The following is a 22,959-nucleotide window of genomic DNA, read 5'->3' on the forward strand; positions in this document are numbered from 1 at the left end:
GGATTTGTGTCGTTCGCTAGTGGTATGAACGACGCAATCCTGTAGGAGCAAGGCTTGCACGCGAAGGCGCCCTCGCTACCAATAAAGGTCCTTAAGCCGGAATCGCCTTGGCTTTTGGCTCCCTGTCCCACACCCGATGCTGCCCGATCGCGGCAAAAAACGGTTTGATCAACTTCGCATCCGTACCCACGATCAACCCCGCATCAGCCTCCAGCTTCAACACATTCAGCAACTGTTGGGCCTCGCCCTGCAGTGCAATCGCCTTCAAGTGCTTGTACGCCTCCAGCAGGTAATGCAGCGCCACGCCGTCGGTGCTTAACGCCTTGATCGACGCCGCGCCACCGGGCACAAACACCGCATCGAACGCCACCGAAGGCATGCCTTCCATCGACGCATCGACCGGCAGTGTCTTGCCATCGGCGGTCGTCACAGGCGCAGACGTCGGGCCGAGCAATTTGGCGTGCGCACCTTCGACCTTCAGCGCTTTCTTCATTGCATCAATCGCTGCACCATCGACGCCGTTAGCTGCCAGGATTGCCACTTTGCGGGTTTTGATATCCGCCGGCAGCAAGTTGGCCTGACTCAGGGCCGGCGAACGATCCAGCGAGGTCTTACGCACCTCGACCGTCCCGGCCTTCGGCGCAGGCAGGCCCAGGTTTTGCGCCACGCGCTTGGCGAGGTCCAGATCAATGTTGGCCAAGATCTCATTGACCTGACGTGAACGAATAAACACTCGCTCAACCTTGCCCAGCTCGAAGCTGTAAGCCGAGATGATGTGTTCCTGCTCGTGCTTGCTCATGCTATGGAAGAACAGCCGCGCCTGGGAGAAGTGGTCGCTGAACGACTCGCTGCGCTGACGGATCTTGTTGGCGTCGATGCGCTCTGGATAACTTTCAAAGCCGCCATCCTGTGCTGCCGGCGGTGTTTCTTTCGGCCAACCGCTATCAATGGAGTTTGGCTCGTAGGACGCGCGGCCCTTGTCGATGGTGCTGCGATGCAACGCATCCCGCTGGCCGTTGTGGAATGGTGCCACCGGGCGGTTGATCGGGATCTCGTGAAAGTTCGGCCCGCCGAGTCGGCTGATTTGCGTATCGGTGTAGGAAAACAGCCGACCTTGCAGCAATGGGTCGTTGGAGAAGTCGATCCCCGGCACGATATGCCCAGGGCAGAAGGCGACCTGTTCGGTTTCGGCGAAGAAGTTGTCGGGGTTGCGGTTGAGGGTCATTTTGCCCAGCGGGGTGATCGGCACCAGTTCTTCCGGGATCAGCTTGGTCGGGTCGAGGATATCGAAGTCGAATTTATGTTCGTTTTCCTCCTCGATGACCTGTACGCCAAGTTCCCATTCCGGATAGTCACCCATCTCGATCGACTCCCAGAGATCGCGACGGTGGTAATCGGTGTCTTTACCGGCGAGTTTCTGCGCTTCATCCCACACCAGCGAACACGTCCCGGCAGTGGGGCGCCAGTGGAATTTGACGAAACGCGATTTACCTTCGGCATTGATCAGGCGGAAGGTGTGCACGCCGAAGCCTTGCATGCTGCGCAGGCTTTTCGGGATCGCCCGGTCGGACATGGTCCAGATCACCATGTGCGCCGACTCCGGTACCAGAGAGACAAAATCCCAAAAGGTATCGTGAGCGGAGCCGCCGGTGGGTATCTCATTGTGCGGCTCGGGTTTCACCGCGTGCACGAAGTCAGGAAACTTGATCGCATCCTGAATGAAAAACACTGGCATGTTGTTACCCACCAGGTCGAAGTTGCCTTCGTCGGTGAAAAACTTCACCGCGAAACCTCGCACGTCCCGCACGGTATCGCCCGACCCACGAGGGCCCTGCACCGTGGAGAAACGGACGAAAACCGGGGTTTTTTGGCTTGGGTCTTGTAGGAACCCAGCCTTGGTCAGCACGGAATGGGTTTCATAGGTCTGGAAGTATCCGTGAGCACCCGTGCCGCGGGCGTGGACGATGCGCTCGGGAATGCGTTCATGGTCAAAGTGCGTGATTTTTTCACGCATGATGAAATCTTCCAGCAACGATGGCCCGCGCGCGCCGACTTTCAACGTGTTCTGGTTATCCGAGACTTTCACGCCCTGGTTGGTACGCAGGGCCTTTTCAGTGGCGTCGGAGCGAAATTGTTCCAGGCTGTCGAGCTTGGCATTGGTGTTGCCGCGGTCCAGGGTATCGGTCCCGGCCAATGCGCTTTTGGTTGCGGCAGGTTTTTTAGTACTCATCAGACAAAACTCCTCGTTGCGATTCCCGCCGTAGCCAGGACTCTTGAGCAATTCCCCCCGGCACGGCACCAGGGGCGTTTTCGAGTTGCCTAATTAGTGACTGATGAGGTTTTGTGCCGTTCCTTTTTTCTAACCTTTGATCGCGTTATTGCCAAATGGAAGGTTGAATGCGGAATAAATGCTAATAACCTCTATACGGACAGGCTAAAATGCGCGCCCGGCTAACCGCTGATCCTTTTCCAACGCGCCCCACAAGGTTCGCTACGTGATCGAGTTTCAAAACGTCCACAAAACCTACCGCGTCGCCGGTAAGGATATTCCCGCCCTGCATCCGACCAGTCTGACGATTGAGAATGGTCAGGTCTTTGGTCTGATCGGCCATTCCGGTGCGGGGAAAAGTACTCTGCTGCGTCTGATCAATCGCCTGGAAGAGTCCAGTGGCGGCAAGATATTCGTCGACGGCGAAGAAGTCACCGCGCTTGACGCCAACAGCCTGCGGTGCTTCCGTCAGCAGGTCGGGATGATTTTCCAGCATTTCAACTTGCTGGCGTCCAAGACCGTGGCCGACAACGTCGCGCTACCCTTGACCCTCGCCGGCGAACTGTCGCGCAGCGACATCGACCGGCGTGTGGCCGAGTTGCTGGCGCGGGTCGGCCTGTCCGACCACGCCAAAAAATACCCGGCGCAATTGTCTGGCGGTCAGAAGCAGCGTGTCGGCATCGCCCGCGCCCTGGCAACCAAGCCGAAAATCCTGTTGTGCGACGAAGCCACCAGCGCGCTAGACCCGCAGACCACGGCGTCGGTCCTGCAATTGCTGGCCGAGATCAATCGCGAACTGAAGCTGACCATCGTGTTGATCACCCACGAGATGGACGTGATCCGCCGGGTCTGCGACCAAGTGGCGGTGATGGACGCTGGCGTGATCGTCGAGCAAGGTTCGGTGGCCGAGGTGTTCCTGCATCCGAAGCACCCGACCACCAAGCGTTTCGTGCAGGAAGACGAGCAGATTGACGAAAGCGAACAGCGCGATGACTTCGCTCACGTGCCGGGTCGCATCGTGCGTCTGACCTTCCAGGGTGAAGCGACCTACGCGCCGTTGCTGGGAACCGTCGCTCGGGAAACGGGTGTGGACTACAGCATCCTGGCCGGTCGTATCGACCGCATCAAAGACGTGCCCTACGGGCAGTTGACCCTGGCCGTTACCGGTGGCGACATGGAGGCGGCGTTTGCCCGCTTCACCGCAGCGGATGTCCACATGGAGGTACTTCGTTAATGGACGGCTTGTTGCATTACTTCGACAAGGTTGACTGGGCTGATATCTGGGTTGCTACCAGTGACACCATGGTCATGCTCAGCACCTCCCTGTTCTTCACCGTGCTCGTGGGCCTGCCGCTGGGTATCCTGCTGTTCCTGTGCAGTCCACGGCAATTGCTTGAGCAAAAAAACGTCTACTCGGTACTGTCTTTCGTGATCAACGCGATACGTTCACTGCCGTTTATCATCCTGCTGATCGTGATGATTCCAACCACCATCTTCATCACGGGCACTTCCCTGGGTGTGGCTGGCGCCATTCCACCATTGGTGGTCGGTGCTTCGACGTTCTTCGCTCGACTGGTGGAAACCGCCTTGCGTGAAGTGGATCGCGGCATTATCGAAGCGACCCAGGCCATGGGCGCAACGACTCGGCAGATCATCATGAAAGCCCTGTTGCCCGAAGCCCGTCCTGGAATCATTGCGGCGATCACAGTGACCGCTATCGCGTTGGTGGGCTATACCGCCATGGCCGGTGTGGTAGGCGCTGGCGGCTTGGGCGACCTGGCTATTCGCTACGGGTATCAGCGGTTTCAGGACGACGTGATGGTTGTCACCGTTGTGCTGCTGATCGTGCTGGTGCAAATTCTGCAAACCATCGGCGATAAGCTGGTTGTCCACTTTTCCCGTAAATGATCAATGAGCCGGCCATTCGCTGGCAGGCGCCGAAACAGGCGCCGCAAGCGGGCACCCACAAGGAGTTAGCTGAATGAAAAAACTACTCGTCGCGTTCGCAGCCATTGCAGCGTTCTCTGCTCAGGCCGATGAAACCCTGACCGTCGCAGCCACCCCGGTCCCGCACGCAGAAATCCTCGAATTCGTGAAACCGGCCCTGGCCAAGGAAGGCGTGGACCTGAAGGTCAAAGTCTTCACCGACTACATTCAGCCGAACGTGCAAGTGGCCGAGAAACGTCTGGACGCCAACTTCTTCCAGCACCAGCCGTACCTCGATGAGTTCAACAAGGCCAAGGGCACCGACCTGGTGGCCGTTGCTGGCGTGCACCTGGAACCACTGGGCGCTTACTCCAGCAAGTACAAAGCGCTGACCGAGCTGCCAGGCGGCGCCAACGTAGTAATCCCGAACGACGCCACCAACGGCGGCCGTGCGCTGTTGCTGCTGGCGAAGGCTGGCCTGATCAAGTTGAAGGATTCGAACAACATCCTCTCGACGGTCAAGGACATCACCGAGAATTCCAAAGACCTGAAATTCCGTGAACTGGAAGCCGCGACCATTCCGCGTGTGCTGACCCAGGTCGACCTGGCGCTGATCAACACCAACTATGCACTGGAAGCCAAGCTTGATCCGGCCAAGGATGCGTTGGTTATTGAAGGCAACGACTCGCCTTACGTGAACATCCTCGTTGCCCGACCAGACGATAAGGACAGCGAAGCGATGAAGAAGCTGATTGCTGCCCTGCACAGCCCTGAAGTGAAAGCCTTCATCCTCGAGAAGTACAAAGGCGCGGTATTGCCGGCGTTCTGATCTAGCCCTCTACGCTGATCGTTCCCACGCGCAGCAAAGGAATGCCTCACCGGACGCTCCGCGTCCGCTTTGGGGACGCAGAGCGTCCCTGGCTGCATTCCCACGCGGAGCGTGGGAACGATCAGGTACAAAAAACCACAGTCATTGGCTGCGGTTTTTTTTGGCCTGTCGACTTATTTGCGTTTGAGCATCACCGGCAATTGCGCCACCAGTTTCACGTTGTTCAACGGCGCCCGAATGAACCCACGTTGCGTTCCGTCCGGCCCGATCACTGCCAGGTTGCCGCTGTGGTCGACGGTGTAGTTCGGCTTGCTGGTGTCCGCCGGAATGAACGGAATGCTGACCGCATTGGCGAGCTTCTGGATGTCCTCGACCGAAGACGCCGTCAGTCCTTTGAACTGCGGATCGAAGTAGCCCAGGTACTGCTTGAGCTGCTTGGGTGTGTCGCGGTTCGGGTCGACGCTGACCAGAATGATCTGCAACTTATCCACCGCTTCCGGCGGCAGCTCGCTTTTGATCTGGCGCAACTGGGCGAGGGTAGTCGGGCAGATGTCCGGGCAGAAGGTGTAACCGAAGAACAGCAGCGACCACTTGTCTTTCAGCGCGTTGACCGCCACCGGCTTACCGTCCTGATCGGTCATCGTCACGTCTGGAAGGTTGCGACTTTGCGGCAACAGGATGATCCCGGCGTCGATCAACGCGGTCGGGTCGCCCTGGCCTTTGCCGGACAGCACTTTGTTGATGGTCAGGCCCATGACCAGCGCGATCAGGGCGACGAGGATGAAGACAGTTTTATGGGTTCGAGTCATAGGTTCAACAGTAAGTAGTGGTCTACGAGCAGCGCGATAAACAGCAGGAACAAGTAATAAATAGAGTACTTGAAGGTGTGGATCGCCGCGTGCGGCCGAGTGCCACGGTACAGCACCACGGCCCATTGCAGAAACCTCGCGCCCAGTCCCAGCGCGCAAATCAGGTAGAGCACGCCGCTCATGTGGATCACGTAAGGCATCAGGCTCACGGCCAGCAGCGCGAAGGTATACAGCAGGATGTGAACCTTGGTGTAGTGCTCGCCATGGGTCACCGGCAGCATTGGAATGTCGGCCTTGGCGTATTCCTCTTTGCGGTGAATGGCCAGGGCCCAGAAGTGGGGCGGGGTCCAGGCGAAGATAATCAGCACCAACAGCAAGGGTTCGGCGCTGACGTGACCGGTGGCGGCGGTCCAGCCGAGCAGTGGCGGGGCGGCACCGGCCAGTCCGCCGATGACGATGTTTTGCGGCGTCGCGCGCTTCAGGAAACCGGTGTAGACCACCGCATAGCCGAGCAGCGAGGCCAGGGTCAGCCATGCCGTGAGTGGATTGGTGAAGGCCAGCAGTATGGCTTGCCCAAGCACTGCCAATACCAAGGCAAAAGTCAGCGCGGCCGCCGGTGACACTCGACCCTCTGCCAAGGGTCGTTTGTGCGTGCGGGCCATGACCGCATCGATCCGTCGGTCCACGACATGGTTGACCGCCGCTGCACCGCCGGCACACAAGGCGATCCCCAGATTGCCGAACACCAGCACCGTCCACGGCACCCCGGCGCGGGTCGCGAGAAACATCCCCACCAGCGAGGTGATGAGCATCAGCACCACCACTTTCGGCTTGGTCAGCTCCAGGTAGTCACGCCAGATTGCCTGACTGTGACGTTCGCCGATCAGAGTCGCCATGGCATCTCTCCTTTTATTGTTATGGGCCCGGCTGAGTGTTTACGCGGGCTGAAGCGCCAGCGCGCAAGGGTTTGCTGCTTGACCCGAACCAGACTGGTTCGCGCGTGATAATTGACCAGCACCAACGTCAGCAACAGTGCCGCGCCCCCCGCGTTGTGAGCGACGGCCACGGGCAGCGGCAGATGAAACAACACGTTGCTGATGCCCAACGTGATCTGCGCCGCGAGGGCGATCAGTACCAGCCCCGCAAGGCGCGTCATGCCGACGACCTTCAGTTGCCAGGTCAGGCCCAGCAACCCCAGAGTCACGAGCAATGCGCCGATACGGTGAGTCAGGTGAATCGCGGTGCGGGCATCGCTGTCCAGCTGCCCGCCGAGGTAATTGGGGCCGATGTGTTGGGTCAAGTGAAAGCCGTTGGCAAAATCAGCCGGGGGCAGCCATTGCCCGTGGCAGGTCGGAAAGTCGATGCAGGCCACGGCGGCATAATTGGAACTGACCCAGCCACCCAGGGCGATTTGTCCAATCACCAGCAGCAAACCGGCAGTCGCCCAGTACTGTAAACGCCGTGGCACGGTCAGCGCCGGCAGCACGCCGGACAGTCTCAACGTCAACAAAAACAGCAGGCTCAACGTCGCAAAACCACCGAGTAAATGCCCGGTGACCACCTGCGGCCAGAGCTTGAGCGTTACCGTCCACATACCAAACGCCGCTTGGGCAATCACCACCGCCAGCAGAAACAACGGTAACTTCACCGGTTGCCCTGGATGACGACGATGGACCCAGGTGCGACCGGCCAATACCGAGATCAACAGCCCCAGCGCGCCGGCGAAATAGCGGTGGACCATCTCGTTCCAGCCCTTGTGGGCTTCCACCGGTGCGTCAGGGAAATGCAGTTCGGCATGGGCCAGTTGGGCTTCGCTTTTCGGCACGCTGATAAAGCCATAGCAACCCGGCCAGTCCGGGCAACCGAGCCCGGCGTGGGTCAGGCGGGTGTAGGCGCCGAGCAACACCACAATCAGTGCCAGCAAGGTGGCAAACAGCGCGAGGCGAAATCCAGGTTTGGCCATGACGATGCCCTTATCCGATGTTCGACAGTTTCAGCAGATGGCGCAGGTCGTTGAGCAGATCCTTACCCTTCACCGTTGGGTCGTAGCGCAGCACCAGATTGCCGTGAGGGTCGATGATCCACAGTTGAGGTACGGCCTTGTCCCCTATGGTTTTACTGAAGGTGGTCAGGTCCATGGGATAGCGCTGAAGTTGCGGGTATTCGCGCGTCAGCTTGGCTTCGTACTCGCTGCTCAGCGGTTGCGCGGCGGCCAGTGCGTGGCTGGCGCGAGACGCATCGCGACCGAGGCCGATCTGAATCTGCCGCGCCAGATACACCAGTTGCTGGCAGTCCACCGAACACTCCTTGGGCGCCGTGACCAGGATCTGCCAGCGGTCTTCCTGCGCCTGCACGCCGAGGTCGGCGCGGGTCTGGCCGGTGCCGATCAGTTCGCCGTGGTAACTGCGGCCCTCCGGCACCCAGAACTGCCATTTGTACATGCCGGTGGCGAGGATCATCGGACCGATCACCCCGAGCAGGATTAACAGTAACTGCAAGCGACCCTTACGCCGGTTCGCCGGCGTTTTCGCCTCAGACATGCTGGGTGGATTCATGGCCGCTCCCATGGTGTTTCTCCTTTGCGTTGTGCCAGCCGAGATAGAGATAGAGGCCGAACAGGGCGATCGACATGGCGAACCACTGCACGGCATAAGCGATGTGTTTTTCCGGCCCCATGGCCACCACCGGCCAGTCGGCCTGGTAGGACGCCGGACCGGTTTCTGCGCGTAATTCGTAGGCAAAACCTTCACGATCGAGCGCTGTCCAGAGCTTGGCCGGCTCGACTGCAGTGATCAGTTGTGGCCAGGTCGTGGTGCTCGGGTCGGCGTGCAATTGGAAGGTGGCGCCGGGGGAGACGTAGACCCAGGCATCGAGACTCAACGCCTCTTTGGGTGTAGTGAACTGCGGCGGGGTGCGCCGATCCGGCCACGGCAGCCAGCCGCGATTGACCAGCAGCCACAGCCCGGTCGCTTGATCCTGAAAGGGTTGCAGTAGCTCGACGCCGACCTTGCCGTCACGCTGGCGGTTATCCAGCAACAGGCTGTGCGCGGCATCGAACTGGCCGTGCAGGCGAACGCGGCGGAATGCCGGATCCTCGGTGTGTTGCAGCTCGGCGCTGGCCATCGGTTCAGCCGCCCGACGCTCGGCGTAGCTTTGCAGCAGCGCACTTTTCTCCGCGCCCCGGCTCAGTTGCCAGAACCCGAGTGACACCAGCATAGGCAGCAACAACGCGACCACCACGGTTGGCACGATGCCCGGCCGGAAGCGCTTCATGGCATCGCCAGAAAGTCGCTGATCGCGATAGCTATACTCAAGTGCATCGCCTTTCCCCCGGAGTCTCACCATGCTCAAAGCAGCCATCGTCCTGATGCTGATTGCCACGGTTGTCAGCCTGTTCAGCGGCCTGTTTTTTCTGGTCAAGGACGACAGCAGCTCGAACCGCCTCGTCATTGCCTTGAGTGTTCGTGTCGCACTGGCCGCCATTACCGTCGGCTTGATCGCCTGGGGTTTTTTCAGCGGCCAGCTGGCCTCTACGGCGCCTTGGTGAAGCCTCAGAGCACGTAGACGAAAACGAACAGCCCGATCCACACCACGTCCACGAAGTGCCAATACCAACTGGCCGCCTCGAAACCGAACTGATGGTCGTTGTCGAAGTGCCCGCGCATGACCCGCATCAGCATCACGAACAGAATGATGGTGCCCATGGTGACGTGGGCACCGTGGAAACCGGTGAGCATGAAGAACGTCGCGCCATAGATGCCCGAACCCAGGGTCAGGCCCAGTTCGTTGTAAGCGTGGATGTACTCTTCAGCCTGGAAGCCGAGAAACGCGCAGCCCAGCAACACGGTGATCGCCAGCCAGATTTTCAGCGCGCCGCGATGGCCCTTTTTCAAAGCGTGGTGGGCAATGGTCACGGTGACGCTGGAACTGACCAGCAGCACGGTATTGAGCAGCGGTAGGCCCCACGGGCTGATAACGTCTTTGGGCGCCGGAAAGAGTTTCGGGTCTGGGTTATTCAGTAATGGCCAGGTGAATTCGAACGTCGGCCACAACATGTGGGCAAGGCCTTTAGCACCTTCACCGCCGAGAGCCGGTCCGGAGACCTGCCGCACATAAAACAGTGCACCGAAGAAGGCAATGAAGAACATCACTTCCGAAAAGATGAACCAGCTCATCCCCCAGCGAAACGAGCGATCCATCTGCGCGCTGTATAAGCCACTGCGACTTTCTTTGATGACCGTGCCGAACCAGCCGAACAGCATGTACGCCAGCAGCAGGCTGCCAACGAAAAAGATCAACGGGCCGTGGGATTCGGGCCGTGCGGCTTTCAGATCGTTGAACCAGGTGGCCAGGCCGAACACGGTGGTGAGCATGCCGACCGTGGCAATGATCGGCCATTTGCTCTGTGCCGGAACGTAATAATGTTCATGAGTTGCCATTTATTGTTCTCCTTATCGGGCACGCTCAGCCGCCAGTATTTACAGCCACCGGAGGATGTCGGGCGGTGATATCGAACAGCGTGTAGGACAGCGTCAGGTGCTTCACATCCTTGGGCATGTCACGGTCAACGATGAAACGTACCGGCATCTCGATCCGTTGACCGGGCTGCAGCACTTGCTGGGTAAAGCAGAAGCATTCGGTCTTGTGAAAGTACGCCGCCGCGTTGCTGGGCGCGATGCTCGGAACCGCCTGGGCGCTCATCGGCCGATCGGTCGGGTTGTGCGCGATGAAGATCATCTCGTTCACCGCCCCCGGATTCGCCACCAGTTCATCGCCCTTGGGATAGAAGTCCCAGGACATGTCGGCGGCATTGGTGGACAGAAACTGCACGCGGACCTGCCGCGAAGTGTCGACCGTTTGTTCGCCCTCGTACTGCCCGGCCGTCTTGCCATTGATGCCGAACGCCTTGCACATCACGTCGTAGATCGGCACCAGGGCAAATCCGAATGCAAACATCGCCACCACCACCATCAGCAGGCGCGTAACCAGCTTCTTCATCGACATCGAATCAGCCATGATGGTGGGCCTCAAGGGCTACAGCGTTCATTTCACTTCCGGCGGCGTGGTGAAGGTGTGATACGGCGCCGGTGACGGAATGCTCCATTCCAGGCCTTCCGCTCCATCCCACGGCTTGGCCGGTGCCGGCTCGCCGCCGCGGATGGTTTTGATCACGATGAACAGGAAGAAGAGCTGCGTGGCGCCGAACATGAACGCGCCGATCGACGACACCATGTTGAAGTCGGCGAATTGCAAATTGTAGTCCGGAATTCGCCGTGGCATGCCCGCCAGCCCCACGAAGTGCATCGGGAAAAACGCCATGTTCATGCCGATGAACGAGAGCCAGAAGTGCAGCTTGCCAAGGGTTTCGTCGTACATGTGGCCGGTCCATTTCGGCAGCCAGTAGTAAGCCGAAGCGAAGATCCCGAAGATGGCCCCCGGCACCAGTACATAGTGGAAGTGCGCGACCACAAAATACGTATCCTGGTATTGGAAGTCCGCTGGGGCGATGGCCAGCATCAATCCGGAGAAACCGCCGATGGAGAACAGGATCACGAACGCCACCGCGAACAGCATCGGCGTCTCGAAGGTCAGCGAGCCTTGCCACATGGTGCTGGCCCAGTTGAACACCTTGACCCCGGTGGGTACGGCGATCAGCAGCGTGGCGTACATGAAGAACAACTCGCCCACCAGCGGAATGCCGACCACGAACATGTGGTGCGCCCAGACGATGAACGACAGGAACGCAATGCTCGCCGTGGCGTAGACCATCGAGGTGTAGCCGAACAGCGGCTTACGCGAGAAGGTCGGAATGATCGAGCTGACGGCACCGAAGGCCGGCAGGATCATGATGTACACCTCGGGGTGACCGAAGAACCAGAACACGTGCTGGAACAACACCGGGTCACCGCCACCGGCGGCACTGAAGAAGCTGGTGCCGAAGTGGATGTCCATCAGCATCATCGTCACGCACCCGGCCAGGACCGGCATCACCGCGATCAGCAGGAACGCAGTGATCAGCCAGGTCCAGACGAACAGCGGCATTTTCATCAATGTCATGCCGGGGGCTCGCAGGTTGAGGATGGTGGCGATCACGTTGATCGCCCCCATGATCGAACTGATCCCCATCAAGTGGATGGCGAAGATGAAGAACGTCACGCTTTCCGGCGCGTAGGTCGTCGACAGCGGGGCGTAGAACGTCCAGCCGAAGTTCGGTCCGCCGCCGGGGGTGAACAGGGTCGACACCAGCAGAATGAACGCCGCCGGCAGCAGCCAGAAGCTGAAGTTGTTCATCCGTGGCAGGGCCATGTCCGGCGCGCCGATCATCAGCGGGATCATCCAGTTGGCGAGGCCGACAAACGCCGGCATCACCGCACCGAAGACCATCACCAGACCGTGCATGGTGGTCATCTGGTTAAAGAATTCCGGCTGGACGATTTGCAAACCCGGCTGGAACAGCTCGGCGCGAATCACCATCGCGAACGAGCCGCCGAGCAAGAACATGGAGAACGCGAACCACAGGTACAGCGTGCCGATATCCTTGTGGTTGGTGGTCAGCACCCAGCGCATCAGGCCTTTGGCGGGGCCGTGGGCGTGGGCGGTGCCGGTATGAACATGGTCATCGACTACAGCAGTCATGTCCTGTCTCCTGCAAACAGATGGGCTGGGCAGGCCGGGGCGCGATGCCCCGACTGGTTCCTTACGTGCGCAATAGACCGGGTCATTTGCTTTCCGCCTGTTTCAGCTCCAGCACTTCTTTAGGGGTGACCATGTCGCCCTTGTTGTTGCCCCAGGCGTTACGTTCGTAGGTCACGACCGCCGCGATATCGACTTCCGAGAGCTGCTTGCCGAACGCCGCCATGGACGTGCCAGGCTTGCCGTGGAAGACGATGTTCAGGTGATCCTTGATCGGTCCGGTGGCGATTTTCGAGCCCTTGAGCGCCGGGAACATCGGCGGCAGACCCTGCCCTTCGGCCTGGTGACAGGCCACGCAGGTGGTGTGATAGACCTTGTCGCCGCGCTCTTTGAGCTCGTCGAGCGTCCATTCCTTGCTGGTCAGCTCTTTGAGCTGCATCGCTTCAGCCTTGCGCTCGCCCAGCCATTTTTCGTAATCGGCCTTTTCCTTGACCTCGACCACGATCGGCATGAAGCCGTGGTCCTTGCCGCACAATTCAGCGCATTGACCGCGGTAGATGCCGGGCTTGTCGACGCGGGTCCAGGCTTCGTTGACGAACCCCGGAATCGCATCGCGCTTGACCGCAAAGGCCGGCACCCACCAGGAATGGATGACGTCGGCGGAAGTCACCAGGAAGCGCACCTTGGCGCCGATCGGCAGCACCAAAGGCTTATCGACCTCAAGCAAGTAGTGCTCGCCCTTGGCTTCCTTGTTATGGATCTGATCGGCGGGCGTGGTCAGGTTGCTGAAGAACTCAACGTCCTGGCCCAAATATTTGTAGTGCCACTTCCATTGATAGCCGGTGACCTGGATATCAATATCCGGCTCACTGGCGTCGTACATCTTGATCAGGGTTGCGGTTGCGGGAACCGCCATGGCCACCAGGATCAGGAAGGGCACGATGGTCCAGAGAATTTCGACGGTGGTGCTTTCATGAAATTTTGCGGCCACCTGCCCGGTCGAGCGGCGGTGGAGAATCATCGACCAGAACATGGCGCCGAAGACGATGATGCCGATCACTACACAGATCCAGAAAATGGTCATGTGCAGGTCAAATACTGCGTGACTGATTTCAGTCGCTCCCGGCGCCATATTCACAGTCCAGGCGGCTTGCGCCTGACCGAAAATCGACCACAACAGGAGGCCCATCCAGACGTGTGGATGTCGCATCATTGCGGGTTCCCCTTATCGTTCTTGTTATCCCGCCGGCTTTCACCTGCGGCAAGGGAGCGGCTTTTTCAGACTACGAACTTGAATCGCCGGGCCTTGCTACGTGTGCAGTCGGGCGTCATCAGCTAACTCCATTCCCACCCGAGTATAGACAGCGACCGCCACCTCGCAACGTGATGGCGTAAATGATCTGAAACAGCTGGGACTTGCGTTCTAGGTCACGAATGGAGAAGGATGCAGACGAGTGGTGGCAAATCGATATAACTTCGATGACTCAAGGATGAAATAATTATGACAAATGCGTCTTAGCATTTTTCGTATGCCAGCTAAGTTATGCCTTCCCTATTTCATTGCCTTTGTTTCCTGGAGTTTTCATGAACACCGCCGCATTGCGCGAGCAGATCCAAAAAGCCCAACAACACGAGGCCGAGACCGGCCTGTTAACTCGTCAACTGGAAACCCAACTGCCGCACCTGCATGCCGCCATCCAATTACCGGATGTTGACGCCAAGGGCGTGATGACCCGTTTTGTGGCCGCTTATATAGAGCAAGTGCCGGACCTGTTGGACGCAGCCAATGATGTCGCACGGGAAGCGGGCATCGAATCGCAGATCAAACCGGTGCTGAAAATCGCCGAGCAGTTCTTCCTCCAGCCGCCGGCGATCATGACCGGGCATATCGGCCTGGACAGCCTGCTGGACGAAGCTTATCTGGCGCATCGGTTGGTCGAAGAGGTCAATGACCTCTACATCAAGCATTTTGGCCAGCCGCTGATCCCCTTGGACACGACTGTTGCCAACCTGATTGCCCACCATTTGATCGGTGAGGAGTTCGCCAATCAACTGGATGAGGCGGTGCATCACGCCGTGGACGAGATGCTCAACGAAGACAGCTTCGCGCTGGAATCGGTGGAAGCCTACCGCGAGAAACTCAACAGCCCGGACACCGGCGCTGCGTGGAAGCGCTGGCCGTGCCTGTCGCGCCAGCTGGGCGTAGGCCTGGAGCTGGATCAGCCGGCGGCTTAAACGACACATACCCTGTAGGAGCGAGCGGTGCGGCGATCCGACTTGCCCGCGAAGGCGTTCTCAAGTACGCCAAAAGCTTCGCGAGCAAGCTTCGCTCCTACAGGTTATCTATCCGGCGGAACCGACGCCCGTCGTGGTTCGTAAGCGCCCTTCCAACCTGCGCTTCAACCCCCGCGCTTCAATCAACAGCTTCGAACCCTTCGCCGCATTGGCCCGACCCCATTCCTCCAGCAACTCCAAACACGAGTGATCGATGTAGCTCAGGTTATTGAGCGGCACATGCACCGTCGCGCCCGGTGGAATAGTCCCCAGCACTTGAGTCAGCGCCGGGACTTTGAGGAAAGTAGCTGCACCCATCAATCGCAGTTCCATCTCGCCGTCCTTGGGCAGGTCGATCAGGCTGATTTTCAGCCGCGAAGCCTTCCAGGCCAGTTTGGCCAGGGTCAGACCGAAGCCGATCAGCACGCCGGTCAGCAGGTCGGTGAAGATGATTGCCAGAGCGGTCGCCGCGTAAGTAAACATCGGCATCCGGCCATAACGGCCGAGGCCGCGAAAGGCCTTGAGGTCGACCAGTTTGAAACCGGTGTAAACCAGCACACCCGCCAGGCTCGCCACCGGAATGCTTTGCAGCACGCTGGACAGCAGCAACACGAAAGCCAGTAGCCACAGGCCATGGAAGATCGTCGACAGTCGCGTGGTGGCGCCGGCCTGGACGTTGGCCGAACTGCGCACGATCACGCCGGTCATCGGCAGCGCGCCGAGTAAACCGCAGAGCATGTTGCCGACACCTTGAGCTGACAGTTCGCGATCGAAGTCCGAACGCTGGCCGCTGTGCATGCGGTCTACCGCAGCGGCCGAGAGCAGGGTTTCGGCGCTGGCGATAAACGCCACGGCAAACGCCGCAATCAGCAAGGTCGGGTCAGCCAGATTGAGCAAGTCGGCGGGTTTCAGCCAGTCGATGGCTTCCGCTAGGTTGGCCGGGACCTCCACTCGTTTAACCTGCAAGGCGAGTACCAGGCTGGTGACAGTCGCCAGACCTACGCCGAGGAGTGCACCGGGAATGAAACGCAGGGAGTGAGGGCGGAATTTTTCCCACAGCCACATCACTGCAATCGTCGAGAGCCCGAGCAACCCGGCTTGCCAGCCAAAGGAGGGCAAGGCCTGGACGACCGCCGCCGGGAAGGCTGCCAGATTATCCAGCCCCGAGGGCTTGGGCACGGCGTCGAGCATCACATGCACCTGTGACAACACGATCAACACGCCAATCCCGGCGAGCATTCCGTACACCACCGCAGGCGCCGTGACCCGAAACCAGCAGCCCAGTTTCAAGCGTCCGGCCACCAACTGCAGAAAACCGGCCAGCAGCAGGATTGGCCCGAGCATGGCGATACCATGCTGGCGCACCAGTTCGAACACCAGAACAGCCAAACCGGCCGCAGGGCCGCTGACTTGCAGTGGCGAACCGGCAATCCAGCCCACCACCAAGCCACCGATGATCCCTGTGATCAAACCTTTGGACGGCGGCAGTCCCGAGGCGATGGCGATGCCCATGCACAAGGGCAGGGCGACGAGAAACACAACCACGGACGCCAGCAGCTCCCGTGGCAGTACAGCTTTAAGTTGAGCAGCACGCATGGTGACTCTCCCGAAGTTTTCTTCAGGCGTGGCGAAGCCAGGCTGCTTGATCAGCAGCCTCGGCTAACCCACACAGGGATTTTTAGAAGCGCGCTTTGGGCGTCGCCACCGGAATCGGATGGCTGCCATCGAGCGGCAGGAAACACCCCTTGTCCGCGTCGTAAGCTTTGATTTCGCTGGTTTCGATGTTGTAGATCCAACCATGGATAAACAGCTGACCATTGGCCATGCGCGAGGCGACCGACGGGTGCGTGCGCAAATGCTGCAGCTGGGCGATCACATTTTCCTCGGTGAGGACGTGCATGCTTTCGTTTTCGTCAGCGCAATGGCAGTTTTCCTGGACCATGGTTTTTGCCACTTCGGCATGACGCAACCAGGCTTTGACCGTCGGCATCTTTTCCAGGCTTTGCGGGTTGAGCACTGCGCGCATCGCGCCACAGTCGGAGTGCCCGCAGATGATGATGTGCTGCACGCCGAGGGCCAATACTGCGTATTCGATTGCCGTGGAAACACCACCGTTCATTTGCCCATAAGGCGGCACAACGTTGCCGACGTTACGGGTCACGAACAGGTCGCCGGGGGCGCTTTGGGTGATCAGTTCAGGAACGATGCGCGAATCGGCGCAGGCGATGAACATCGCTCTGGGGCTCTGGGCCGTGGCGAGTTTTTTGAAGAGTTCTTCCTGCTGTGGAAAAACCTCGTGATGAAAATGCAAAAAGCCGTCAACGATATGCTTCAGCGCTGCATCGGCGGTTTCCGCCTCGGGTTGGGCTGAAGCCGACGCAGCCAACGGCTGTTTATCCTTGTCACTCATGATTCATCCTCTTTGGCGGGGGGTGAGGGGATTTTCCCGTGGTCACCCGTTTTAGGCCAGCAGTTGATTACAGAATACTCAGTTTTTCACTGCGTGACCGCTGGGTCACTCGAGATGCAAGGTAACGTCCGAAACTTAACTGAAACTGAATCGGAGGCTCTAGGACAATGGTTTCACTGGTGAGTTGAGCTTTTTGGATGCAGCGCCACGTGGCTACATTTATCTGCGTATTCCTGGCGTTTTATTTAATAAAACTTTAGATGTTAATTAGCGTGGTGCGGCAGAACATGTTGTTGCTTGAAAGGAATTATTATTTATTTGAAACAACTAACTAGTTGTATGAACGTTAAAGTTTGTTAGTGTTGAGGTGAGCCAGGTTGAGCTCTTTAATTAATTTCAAGGAAAGAAGATATGACGATTGAAACTTCATTTGTTACGACCATGAACGCACTGCGCACCTACCATAAAAACCAGTGTGACCACACTCCGGGTGCCCGTCGCCAAGCGTTGGTTAAACCATCCTATGCAACTTTGTCGACTATCCAGACTGCGCTGACGCCTGAAGAGGCTGCCGCTGTCGAGGGTGTTAAAGTTACCTCGCAAGAGGTTGCAACGGTTAGCACCACTGGTATTCAGGAGCAGATTGCGTCTGATACCGAGCAATACAAGGAGAGTGGCGGCGGCGAAGTAGCGTCCGATGAGTTCAGGAAGCGTATGGAGCAGAAGCGCAAAGCGCAGAAGGATTCTTCGAATAAAATGATTGATGATATGTACGATAAAGCAATCGAGGTCGGTGAGAAGTATCCAGCGACTCAGGATGTTATTCTGTCTCTATCGGATAAGATCATGGAGTTTTTCACCAAGCTGTACAACGAAGTTTATTTTTGGATCAGCAACATCGTTGAGAAATTTGTAGAGTGGGTAAAAAATGCTATTGAAAATATCAAAACCGTTTTCAATCGTCTTGCCAACTGGATTGGTGGCTGGTTCAAGTAACACGGGTTGAACGTTGGCGCTGTGGCTCGAAAGCCAACCAACGTGAGTAACAAACATCCCCTTTAAACCGTCTGATGAAGATCACTTCAGCAGACGGTTTTTTCGGCTAAGTCAATGCGCATTTTACAGTAACGACATCTGTGCTCCGGGTGGACAAAAAGCAGCGCAGTCCAGACTAAAACCTTCGCGGTGATTGAGCCCCAGGCGTTTGATGGTTTTGCCGAAGCGTTGCGCCAACAGATCGGCAAACGGCCCTTCACCGCGCATCCGCGCGCCAAACCGACTGTCGTAGAGTTCCCCGCCACGGCTTTGTCGGATCAAGCTCAGTACATGCGCGGCACGTTGAGGATAATGGGCGCCCAGCCATTCTTCGAACAAAGGCGCCACTTCGAGTGGCAGACGCAACATCATGTAGGCCGCACTTTGTGCGCCAGCGGCGTGGGCCTCGGCGAGCAGGCCCTCCAGTTCGCTGTCGTTGATCATCGGAATCATCGGCGAACACAGCACACCCACCGGGATTCCGGCTTCACGCATCACGCGGATCGCTCGCAACCGGGCTTTCGGCGCCGCCGCACGCGGTTCGAGAATGCGTTTGAGTTCATCGTCCAAAGTAGTGAGGCTGATCATCACCGCCACCAGCCTCTGCTCGGCGAGTTCGGCCAGCAGGTCCAGATCCCGAAGAATCAGCGAGCCCTTGGTAATGATGGTCACGGGATGGCGAAAGCGCAGCAGCACTTCAAGCGTCTTGCGGGTGATTTTGTGTTCGCGTTCGATCGGCTGATAAGGGTCCGTGTTGGAGCCCAGATTGATCGGCGCGCATTGATAGCCGCGCTTGGACAGTTGTTCTTCCAGCACATCGGCGGCGTTGGTCTTGGCGATCAGTTTGGTTTCGAAATCCAACCCTGGCGACATGTCCCAATAAGCGTGGCTGGGCCGCGCGTAGCAATAGATGCAACCGTGCTCGCAGCCGCGATAAGGATTGATCGAGCGATCGAAGGGCAAGTCCGGGGAGTTGTTACGAGTAATGATGGTTTTCGCCGTTTCGATGCGCACCTCGGTGCCTTGGGTGATCGGCGCTTCCTGATACCAGCCGTCATCCTCGGCCACCGAGCGATTCGGCGCGAAGCGGTTGTGCGGGTTGGTGGCGGTGCCGCGACCGCGAGGTGGCAGAGGCGTGTTCATCGATGGGCTTCCGTTAGCTGTATGTTCATACAGTATCTGAGTGACTGATGATAGGCCAGTGCCGTTCGGCAGCTTGATGTTTGCTTTTTAGTTAACTCATTTAAGAACGAAGTTGTTATCTGGATCTTCGTTTAGTCATCATGAGAAACATATAGCGAGTAGCGTTTTTATATAAACTGTCAGTACTATTCATGCCGCACGAAGTTGTCGTTATTATCAATAAATAAATGGATTTAATTAATGTCGTTTTTCAATCTGCGCGGTATTTTTTTGCAACTATTGGCTCCGAGCATTACCAACCCACGGGAAGCGCAGGTTTCGATGCAGCTTGCTCGTAAAGAGTCGACTTGGGACGCGGTTAATCAGATGGAAACCGATGCACTGGTCGACTCGGTCTATGTAACGGCAGTCTCCAGCGATGGAGGCCGCTCCTTCAGCATCGGCACGATTAGCAGTGATGTAGATGGTGATCGTGATATCGACGGTGATGACAAGGCCAAATTACTGGCCCTGGCCACGGCTTACTCCAGCATCGTAAACCCGTAAGCGTTGCTAATTAAACCTGCATGAAACTTCAGGCAGGTTTAATTTCAGTTGTTCTCTTATTGGTGCTTGGTTAGTTGTACACGGTCGTCGCTTGAAGTTATTCTCATGTCACTTTTACGTAACTTGGCAACCTCTCCAGATTCTACGGAGACGCATTCAGTTAAAAACTTCGGCTTAGCGACGAAAGCGATCGGCTGATTCACGATTCTTTGACAGACGGCTCACAGGCCTTTGACCGCTCAGGGTTGAAGCTGGGTGTCATCTTCCCGCCTCTTCCTGAACGGTCGCCTCGAGCATGTCTCTACCGCGTTGTATCCCAGCGATCTGCTTATCGCTGGCCGCACTTTTGAACCTCACTCGGGCCGTCGCCGACGACAGTGCCTTGTCCCGACCTGCGGAGTGGGCTCAATCGGTCGAGGTGCAATACAACCTCTTCCGAATGTCCCCGACGCTCTATCGCAGTGCATTGCCCGACCGAGGCGTGGTGCCGTTACTGGAAAAACTCAAGGTCGGGACGGTGATCACTTTCCTGCCCGAGTCGGATTCAAGCTGGTTGTCGACGCCAGGTATCGCACAGGTACATCTGCCCTACCGCACCAACCATGTGGATGATGCGGAGGTACTCAAGGTTCTTCGTGCGATCCAGACTGCCGAAGCCATGGGACCGGTGCTGATGCACTGCAAGCATGGTTCGGACCGCACTGGCCTGATGGCGGCCATGTACCGGGTCGTGGTGCAAGGCTGGAGCAAGGAAGACGCCATGAACGAAATGACCCAGGGTGGCTTTGGTGACAGCACCCATTTCAAGGACGGCGTCCGTTACATGATGCAGGCCGATGTCGACAAGCTTCGCACCGCGCTGGCCGACGGCGATTGCAGCACAAGTCCGTTCGCCAGCTGTTCGATGAAGAGTTGGTTCAAATCGGCCCATGTCGAGTAAACCGCTGCGTCAGCGGGCAACGGCCTCTGACGAAAGCTCGAAAAGATCTTCGGCGATCGGTGGTTCAAGAAACGCTTCCAGGGCGGTGAGCAAGGAGCGCGAATCGCCCGGAGAAAAAAACGCCTCGCGAAAGGCTCGCCCTGTTTTCGCATTGAAGACCCAGTCTTGGCGAAAGCGCTTGAAAGCTTCGTTAGCCAATACGCCTGACCACGTGTAGGCGTAAACGGAGGCTGCGTAACCGGTCACCATGTAGTCAAAGCTGTTTGCGAACCGGCAGTAGGACGGCCATTGCAAGTGGGGAACCTCCCGCTGTACGTCTTCAAAAATTTGCTGAACGCTGCGTCCATCGCCCTGGCAGCGGTGCAATTCGAAGTCGAACAAGGCGCCCGTCAGCCACTGCGCGGTTTGCCAGCTGTTCTGGGTTTGAATGGCGGTCAGCGCCACCTCGACTCGCTCCTCGGTCAAGCGCTCACCGGTCTGATGATGGGCGGCCAGCCACAGCAGAAACTCCTGTGACAGGCACCAACGTTCGAACAACTGCCCGGTGAACTCTGCTGTATCGCGTCCCAGTTCAGAAATGCCGGAAAGGGTGTAGTGAGGCGAACGCGTCAGAATATGCTGCAAGCAATGACCAAACTCATGGAACAGTACACGCAGGTCCAAGTGCGCGAGGAGGCAAGGATGATCGGCGTTTCCAGGTGTGAAGTTGCCGTGAAGAACGGCGATGGGCAGCGTCAATTGACCTTCGGCGCTTACTCGCCGATTGCGGCGCGCGGCGGTCCAGGCGTAGTCCGCTGCCTCCTCTCGGTGGAAAGGATCAAGGTAAACATGTCCGATCACCTGCCCATGCTCGCTGATTTCAAACAGACGCACGCTGTCATGCCAGCGGCTGAATGTTTTCTGCTCGACGATCTGTATGCCGAAGATGCGCTCGCTGAACAGGCACAGTCGGTGCAACGTTCCGTCCAGTGGAAAAAAGGCCCGCAGGTTTTTCAGGGCGCCACCGAGGCGGTGCTGACGTAATTGCTCGATAAGAAACTCGCGGTCCCACGGTTGAATCTCAGCAATGCCCCGTTCGAGGGCAAACGCCTTGAGTTCCTGTGCGTCCTTCTCGACATCCGGCGTTGCCAGCGTTACTTGTCGCCGCAGGAATCCGCTGACTTGCGCGGTTGATTCCGCCATTTTCGTCACCAGGCTGAGTTGTGCGAAATTTTCATACCCGAGCAATCCGGCTTTTTTGTGACGCTGGGACAACAGCAACTCCAGTACGGGGCCATTATCGAATTGCCCGGCGTGCGGGCCTTGATCGGACGCTCGCGTGGTGTACGCAACAAAGTATTCTTCGCGCAGCGCTCGATTTTCGGCATAGCTCATCACCCGATTGTAGGTGTCCTGCTCCAGGAGAATCAGCCAGCCCTCATGTCCTGCCTGCTGCGCGTTGAGCGCCAGACGTTCCTTTGTTGCCTGGGATAAACCGTTGAGTTGCGTAACGTCATCAATGCGTTTGGTCCAGGCCGCAGTGGCGTCTTCCAAATGGCTTAGAAACAGGCTTTCGAGCAGGCTGATGTGCAGATTCAGGCGAGCAAGCTTCTGCTGTTGCTCGGAGGGCAAGTGGATTCCCGACAAGTGGAACCTGCGCAGAATCTTGGTCAGCACCGCTTTGCGGGACTCATCGAAACTTCGGGCAATCGGGCTTTGCGCCAGACATTGGTACGCTCGGAACAGCGTTTGATTGCTCATCTTTTCAGTCTTGTACCGCGCCACGGCATCGACACACATGGCGCTCGCCAAGTCCCAGGCGTTGCCGTTGTGTTCCACCATGCCCAGGGTTTCGATGACGCCCATGGCCTCAGCCAGACGCGCGTCGGTTTCATCGACCGCAATCACTAGGTCATCCCAGGTCGGGAATGCGGATTGGGAGGCGATGATTTCAACTATGGCCTGACGGTTGTCAGCAATGATGGTGTCGATGGCCGGCACAAGATGCTCGGCGCGAAGCGCCGAATAAGGTGGCAGATCCCAGGCCTGCAAAAGCGGATTGGTGTTGGGCATGGCGTCTTCCTTGAGTAGAGGCTGGTTTCGGTCAGCCTATAAAGGGAGCGCAGGGCAAAGGTGGTAGATAGATACCACCTTCCAATCTGTTCA

22 protein-coding genes are annotated in these 22,959 nt (G+C 57.9%); 8 read left to right on the top strand and 14 right to left on the bottom strand.

The window, feature by feature from the left end:
• Nucleotides 1-91 precede the first annotated feature (91 nt).
• Nucleotides 92-2,281, bottom strand: a complete 2,190-nt coding sequence (katE, locus tag ACYZT3_RS01395; RefSeq protein WP_462031351.1) for a catalase HPII — start codon at nt 2,279-2,281, stop codon at nt 92-94.
• Between the two features lie 214 nt (nt 2,282-2,495).
• Between katE and ACYZT3_RS01400 the strand changes: the two genes are divergently transcribed.
• The 3 genes from ACYZT3_RS01400 to ACYZT3_RS01410 all read left to right on the top strand — a co-directional run bounded on the left by ACYZT3_RS01400 (nt 2,496) and on the right by ACYZT3_RS01410 (nt 5,024).
• On the top strand, nt 2,496-3,503 hold the full coding sequence (locus tag ACYZT3_RS01400) for a methionine ABC transporter ATP-binding protein (RefSeq protein ID WP_462031352.1): 1,008 nt from the start codon (nt 2,496-2,498) through the stop codon (nt 3,501-3,503).
• Nucleotides 3,503-4,177, top strand: coding sequence for a methionine ABC transporter permease (locus ACYZT3_RS01405; protein WP_462031353.1), 675 nt, complete (start codon nt 3,503-3,505; stop codon nt 4,175-4,177). The genes ACYZT3_RS01400 and ACYZT3_RS01405 overlap by 1 nt, the downstream gene beginning before the upstream one ends.
• Before the next feature lie 73 nt (nt 4,178-4,250).
• The gene (locus ACYZT3_RS01410; RefSeq protein WP_462031354.1) at nt 4,251-5,024 is read left to right on the top strand and encodes a MetQ/NlpA family ABC transporter substrate-binding protein; all 774 of its coding nucleotides are present in this window, start codon (nt 4,251-4,253) and stop codon (nt 5,022-5,024) included.
• Between the two features lie 173 nt (nt 5,025-5,197).
• Here the strand turns inward: ACYZT3_RS01410 and ACYZT3_RS01415 are convergent, their stop codons facing one another.
• Genes ACYZT3_RS01415 through ACYZT3_RS01435 form a run of 5 tightly spaced genes read right to left on the bottom strand, consistent with a single transcriptional unit; the run spans nt 5,198 to nt 9,106 of the window.
• Nucleotides 5,198-5,833: an SCO family protein gene (locus ACYZT3_RS01415; RefSeq protein ID WP_282379595.1), complete on the bottom strand. Its 636-nt coding sequence runs from the start codon at nt 5,831-5,833 to the stop codon at nt 5,198-5,200.
• On the bottom strand, nt 5,830-6,729 hold the full coding sequence (cyoE, locus tag ACYZT3_RS01420; protein ID WP_282379593.1) for a heme o synthase: 900 nt from the start codon (nt 6,727-6,729) through the stop codon (nt 5,830-5,832). The genes ACYZT3_RS01415 and cyoE overlap by 4 nt, the downstream gene beginning before the upstream one ends.
• Nucleotides 6,717-7,796 (bottom strand): COX15/CtaA family protein, encoded by a 1,080-nt coding sequence (locus ACYZT3_RS01425; protein ID WP_462031355.1) that lies wholly within the window; start codon nt 7,794-7,796, stop codon nt 6,717-6,719. The genes cyoE and ACYZT3_RS01425 overlap by 13 nt, the downstream gene beginning before the upstream one ends.
• A gap of 10 nt (nt 7,797-7,806) precedes the next feature.
• Nucleotides 7,807-8,400 (bottom strand): hypothetical protein, encoded by a 594-nt coding sequence (locus ACYZT3_RS01430; protein WP_462031356.1) that lies wholly within the window; start codon nt 8,398-8,400, stop codon nt 7,807-7,809.
• Nucleotides 8,366-9,106, bottom strand: a complete 741-nt coding sequence (locus ACYZT3_RS01435; RefSeq protein WP_282379588.1) for an SURF1 family protein — start codon at nt 9,104-9,106, stop codon at nt 8,366-8,368. Before ACYZT3_RS01435 ends, ACYZT3_RS01430 begins: the two co-directional genes overlap by 35 nt.
• A gap of 70 nt (nt 9,107-9,176) precedes the next feature.
• Here ACYZT3_RS01435 and ACYZT3_RS01440 point away from each other — a divergent pair, with 70 nt between their 5' ends.
• Complete coding sequence (locus ACYZT3_RS01440) at nt 9,177-9,380, top strand: twin transmembrane helix small protein (protein WP_282379586.1); 204 nt, start codon at nt 9,177-9,179, stop codon at nt 9,378-9,380.
• A gap of 4 nt (nt 9,381-9,384) precedes the next feature.
• On the opposite strand, the gene ACYZT3_RS01445 is transcribed toward ACYZT3_RS01440, so the two are convergent.
• The 4 genes from ACYZT3_RS01445 to coxB form a co-directional block, all read right to left on the bottom strand.
• A complete protein-coding gene (locus ACYZT3_RS01445) occupies nt 9,385-10,272 on the bottom strand; it encodes a cytochrome c oxidase subunit 3 (protein ID WP_282379584.1) in 888 nt (295 codons plus the stop codon).
• A 25-nt stretch (nt 10,273-10,297) separates the two neighbouring features.
• On the bottom strand, nt 10,298-10,849 hold the full coding sequence (locus ACYZT3_RS01450) for a cytochrome c oxidase assembly protein (protein ID WP_282379582.1): 552 nt from the start codon (nt 10,847-10,849) through the stop codon (nt 10,298-10,300).
• A 27-nt stretch (nt 10,850-10,876) separates the two neighbouring features.
• Nucleotides 10,877-12,469: a cytochrome c oxidase subunit I gene (ctaD, locus tag ACYZT3_RS01455; RefSeq protein ID WP_461975856.1), complete on the bottom strand. Its 1,593-nt coding sequence runs from the start codon at nt 12,467-12,469 to the stop codon at nt 10,877-10,879.
• An 82-nt stretch (nt 12,470-12,551) separates the two neighbouring features.
• Entirely contained in the window at nt 12,552-13,679 is a 1,128-nt protein-coding gene (gene coxB, locus ACYZT3_RS01460; RefSeq protein WP_282379578.1) for a cytochrome c oxidase subunit II, read from the bottom strand.
• A 371-nt stretch (nt 13,680-14,050) separates the two neighbouring features.
• On the opposite strand from coxB, the gene ACYZT3_RS01465 reads away from it, so the two are divergent.
• The gene (locus tag ACYZT3_RS01465; RefSeq protein ID WP_462031357.1) at nt 14,051-14,701 is read left to right on the top strand and encodes a hypothetical protein; all 651 of its coding nucleotides are present in this window, start codon (nt 14,051-14,053) and stop codon (nt 14,699-14,701) included.
• Between the two features lie 108 nt (nt 14,702-14,809).
• Here the strand turns inward: ACYZT3_RS01465 and ACYZT3_RS01470 are convergent, their stop codons facing one another.
• Nucleotides 14,810-16,336 carry a SulP family inorganic anion transporter gene (locus ACYZT3_RS01470; RefSeq protein WP_282383013.1) on the bottom strand — a complete coding sequence of 509 codons (1,527 nt, stop codon included), beginning with the start codon at nt 16,334-16,336 and terminating at the stop codon, nt 14,810-14,812.
• Nucleotides 16,337-16,418: 82 nt separating this feature from the next.
• The gene (locus tag ACYZT3_RS01475; RefSeq protein ID WP_282383015.1) at nt 16,419-17,150 is read right to left on the bottom strand and encodes a carbonic anhydrase; all 732 of its coding nucleotides are present in this window, start codon (nt 17,148-17,150) and stop codon (nt 16,419-16,421) included.
• Between the two features lie 411 nt (nt 17,151-17,561).
• Here ACYZT3_RS01475 and ACYZT3_RS01480 point away from each other — a divergent pair, with 411 nt between their 5' ends.
• Nucleotides 17,562-18,146, top strand: coding sequence for a hypothetical protein (locus ACYZT3_RS01480; protein ID WP_282383018.1), 585 nt, complete (start codon nt 17,562-17,564; stop codon nt 18,144-18,146).
• Nucleotides 18,147-18,269: 123 nt separating this feature from the next.
• Here the strand turns inward: ACYZT3_RS01480 and ACYZT3_RS01485 are convergent, their stop codons facing one another.
• Nucleotides 18,270-19,328, bottom strand: a complete 1,059-nt coding sequence (locus tag ACYZT3_RS01485; RefSeq protein WP_282383020.1) for a PA0069 family radical SAM protein — start codon at nt 19,326-19,328, stop codon at nt 18,270-18,272.
• Between the two features lie 240 nt (nt 19,329-19,568).
• Here ACYZT3_RS01485 and ACYZT3_RS01490 point away from each other — a divergent pair, with 240 nt between their 5' ends.
• The gene (locus ACYZT3_RS01490; protein WP_282383023.1) at nt 19,569-19,874 is read left to right on the top strand and encodes a hypothetical protein; all 306 of its coding nucleotides are present in this window, start codon (nt 19,569-19,571) and stop codon (nt 19,872-19,874) included.
• A gap of 295 nt (nt 19,875-20,169) precedes the next feature.
• Nucleotides 20,170-20,814: a phosphatase domain-containing protein gene (locus ACYZT3_RS01495; protein ID WP_462031358.1), complete on the top strand. Its 645-nt coding sequence runs from the start codon at nt 20,170-20,172 to the stop codon at nt 20,812-20,814.
• Between the two features lie 9 nt (nt 20,815-20,823).
• Here the strand turns inward: ACYZT3_RS01495 and ACYZT3_RS01500 are convergent, their stop codons facing one another.
• The gene (locus tag ACYZT3_RS01500) at nt 20,824-22,866 is read right to left on the bottom strand and encodes a M3 family metallopeptidase (RefSeq protein WP_462031359.1); all 2,043 of its coding nucleotides are present in this window, start codon (nt 22,864-22,866) and stop codon (nt 20,824-20,826) included.
• Nucleotides 22,867-22,959: the final 93 nt, after the last annotated feature.

Source organism: Pseudomonas sp. MDT1-16 (assembly GCF_054898115.1).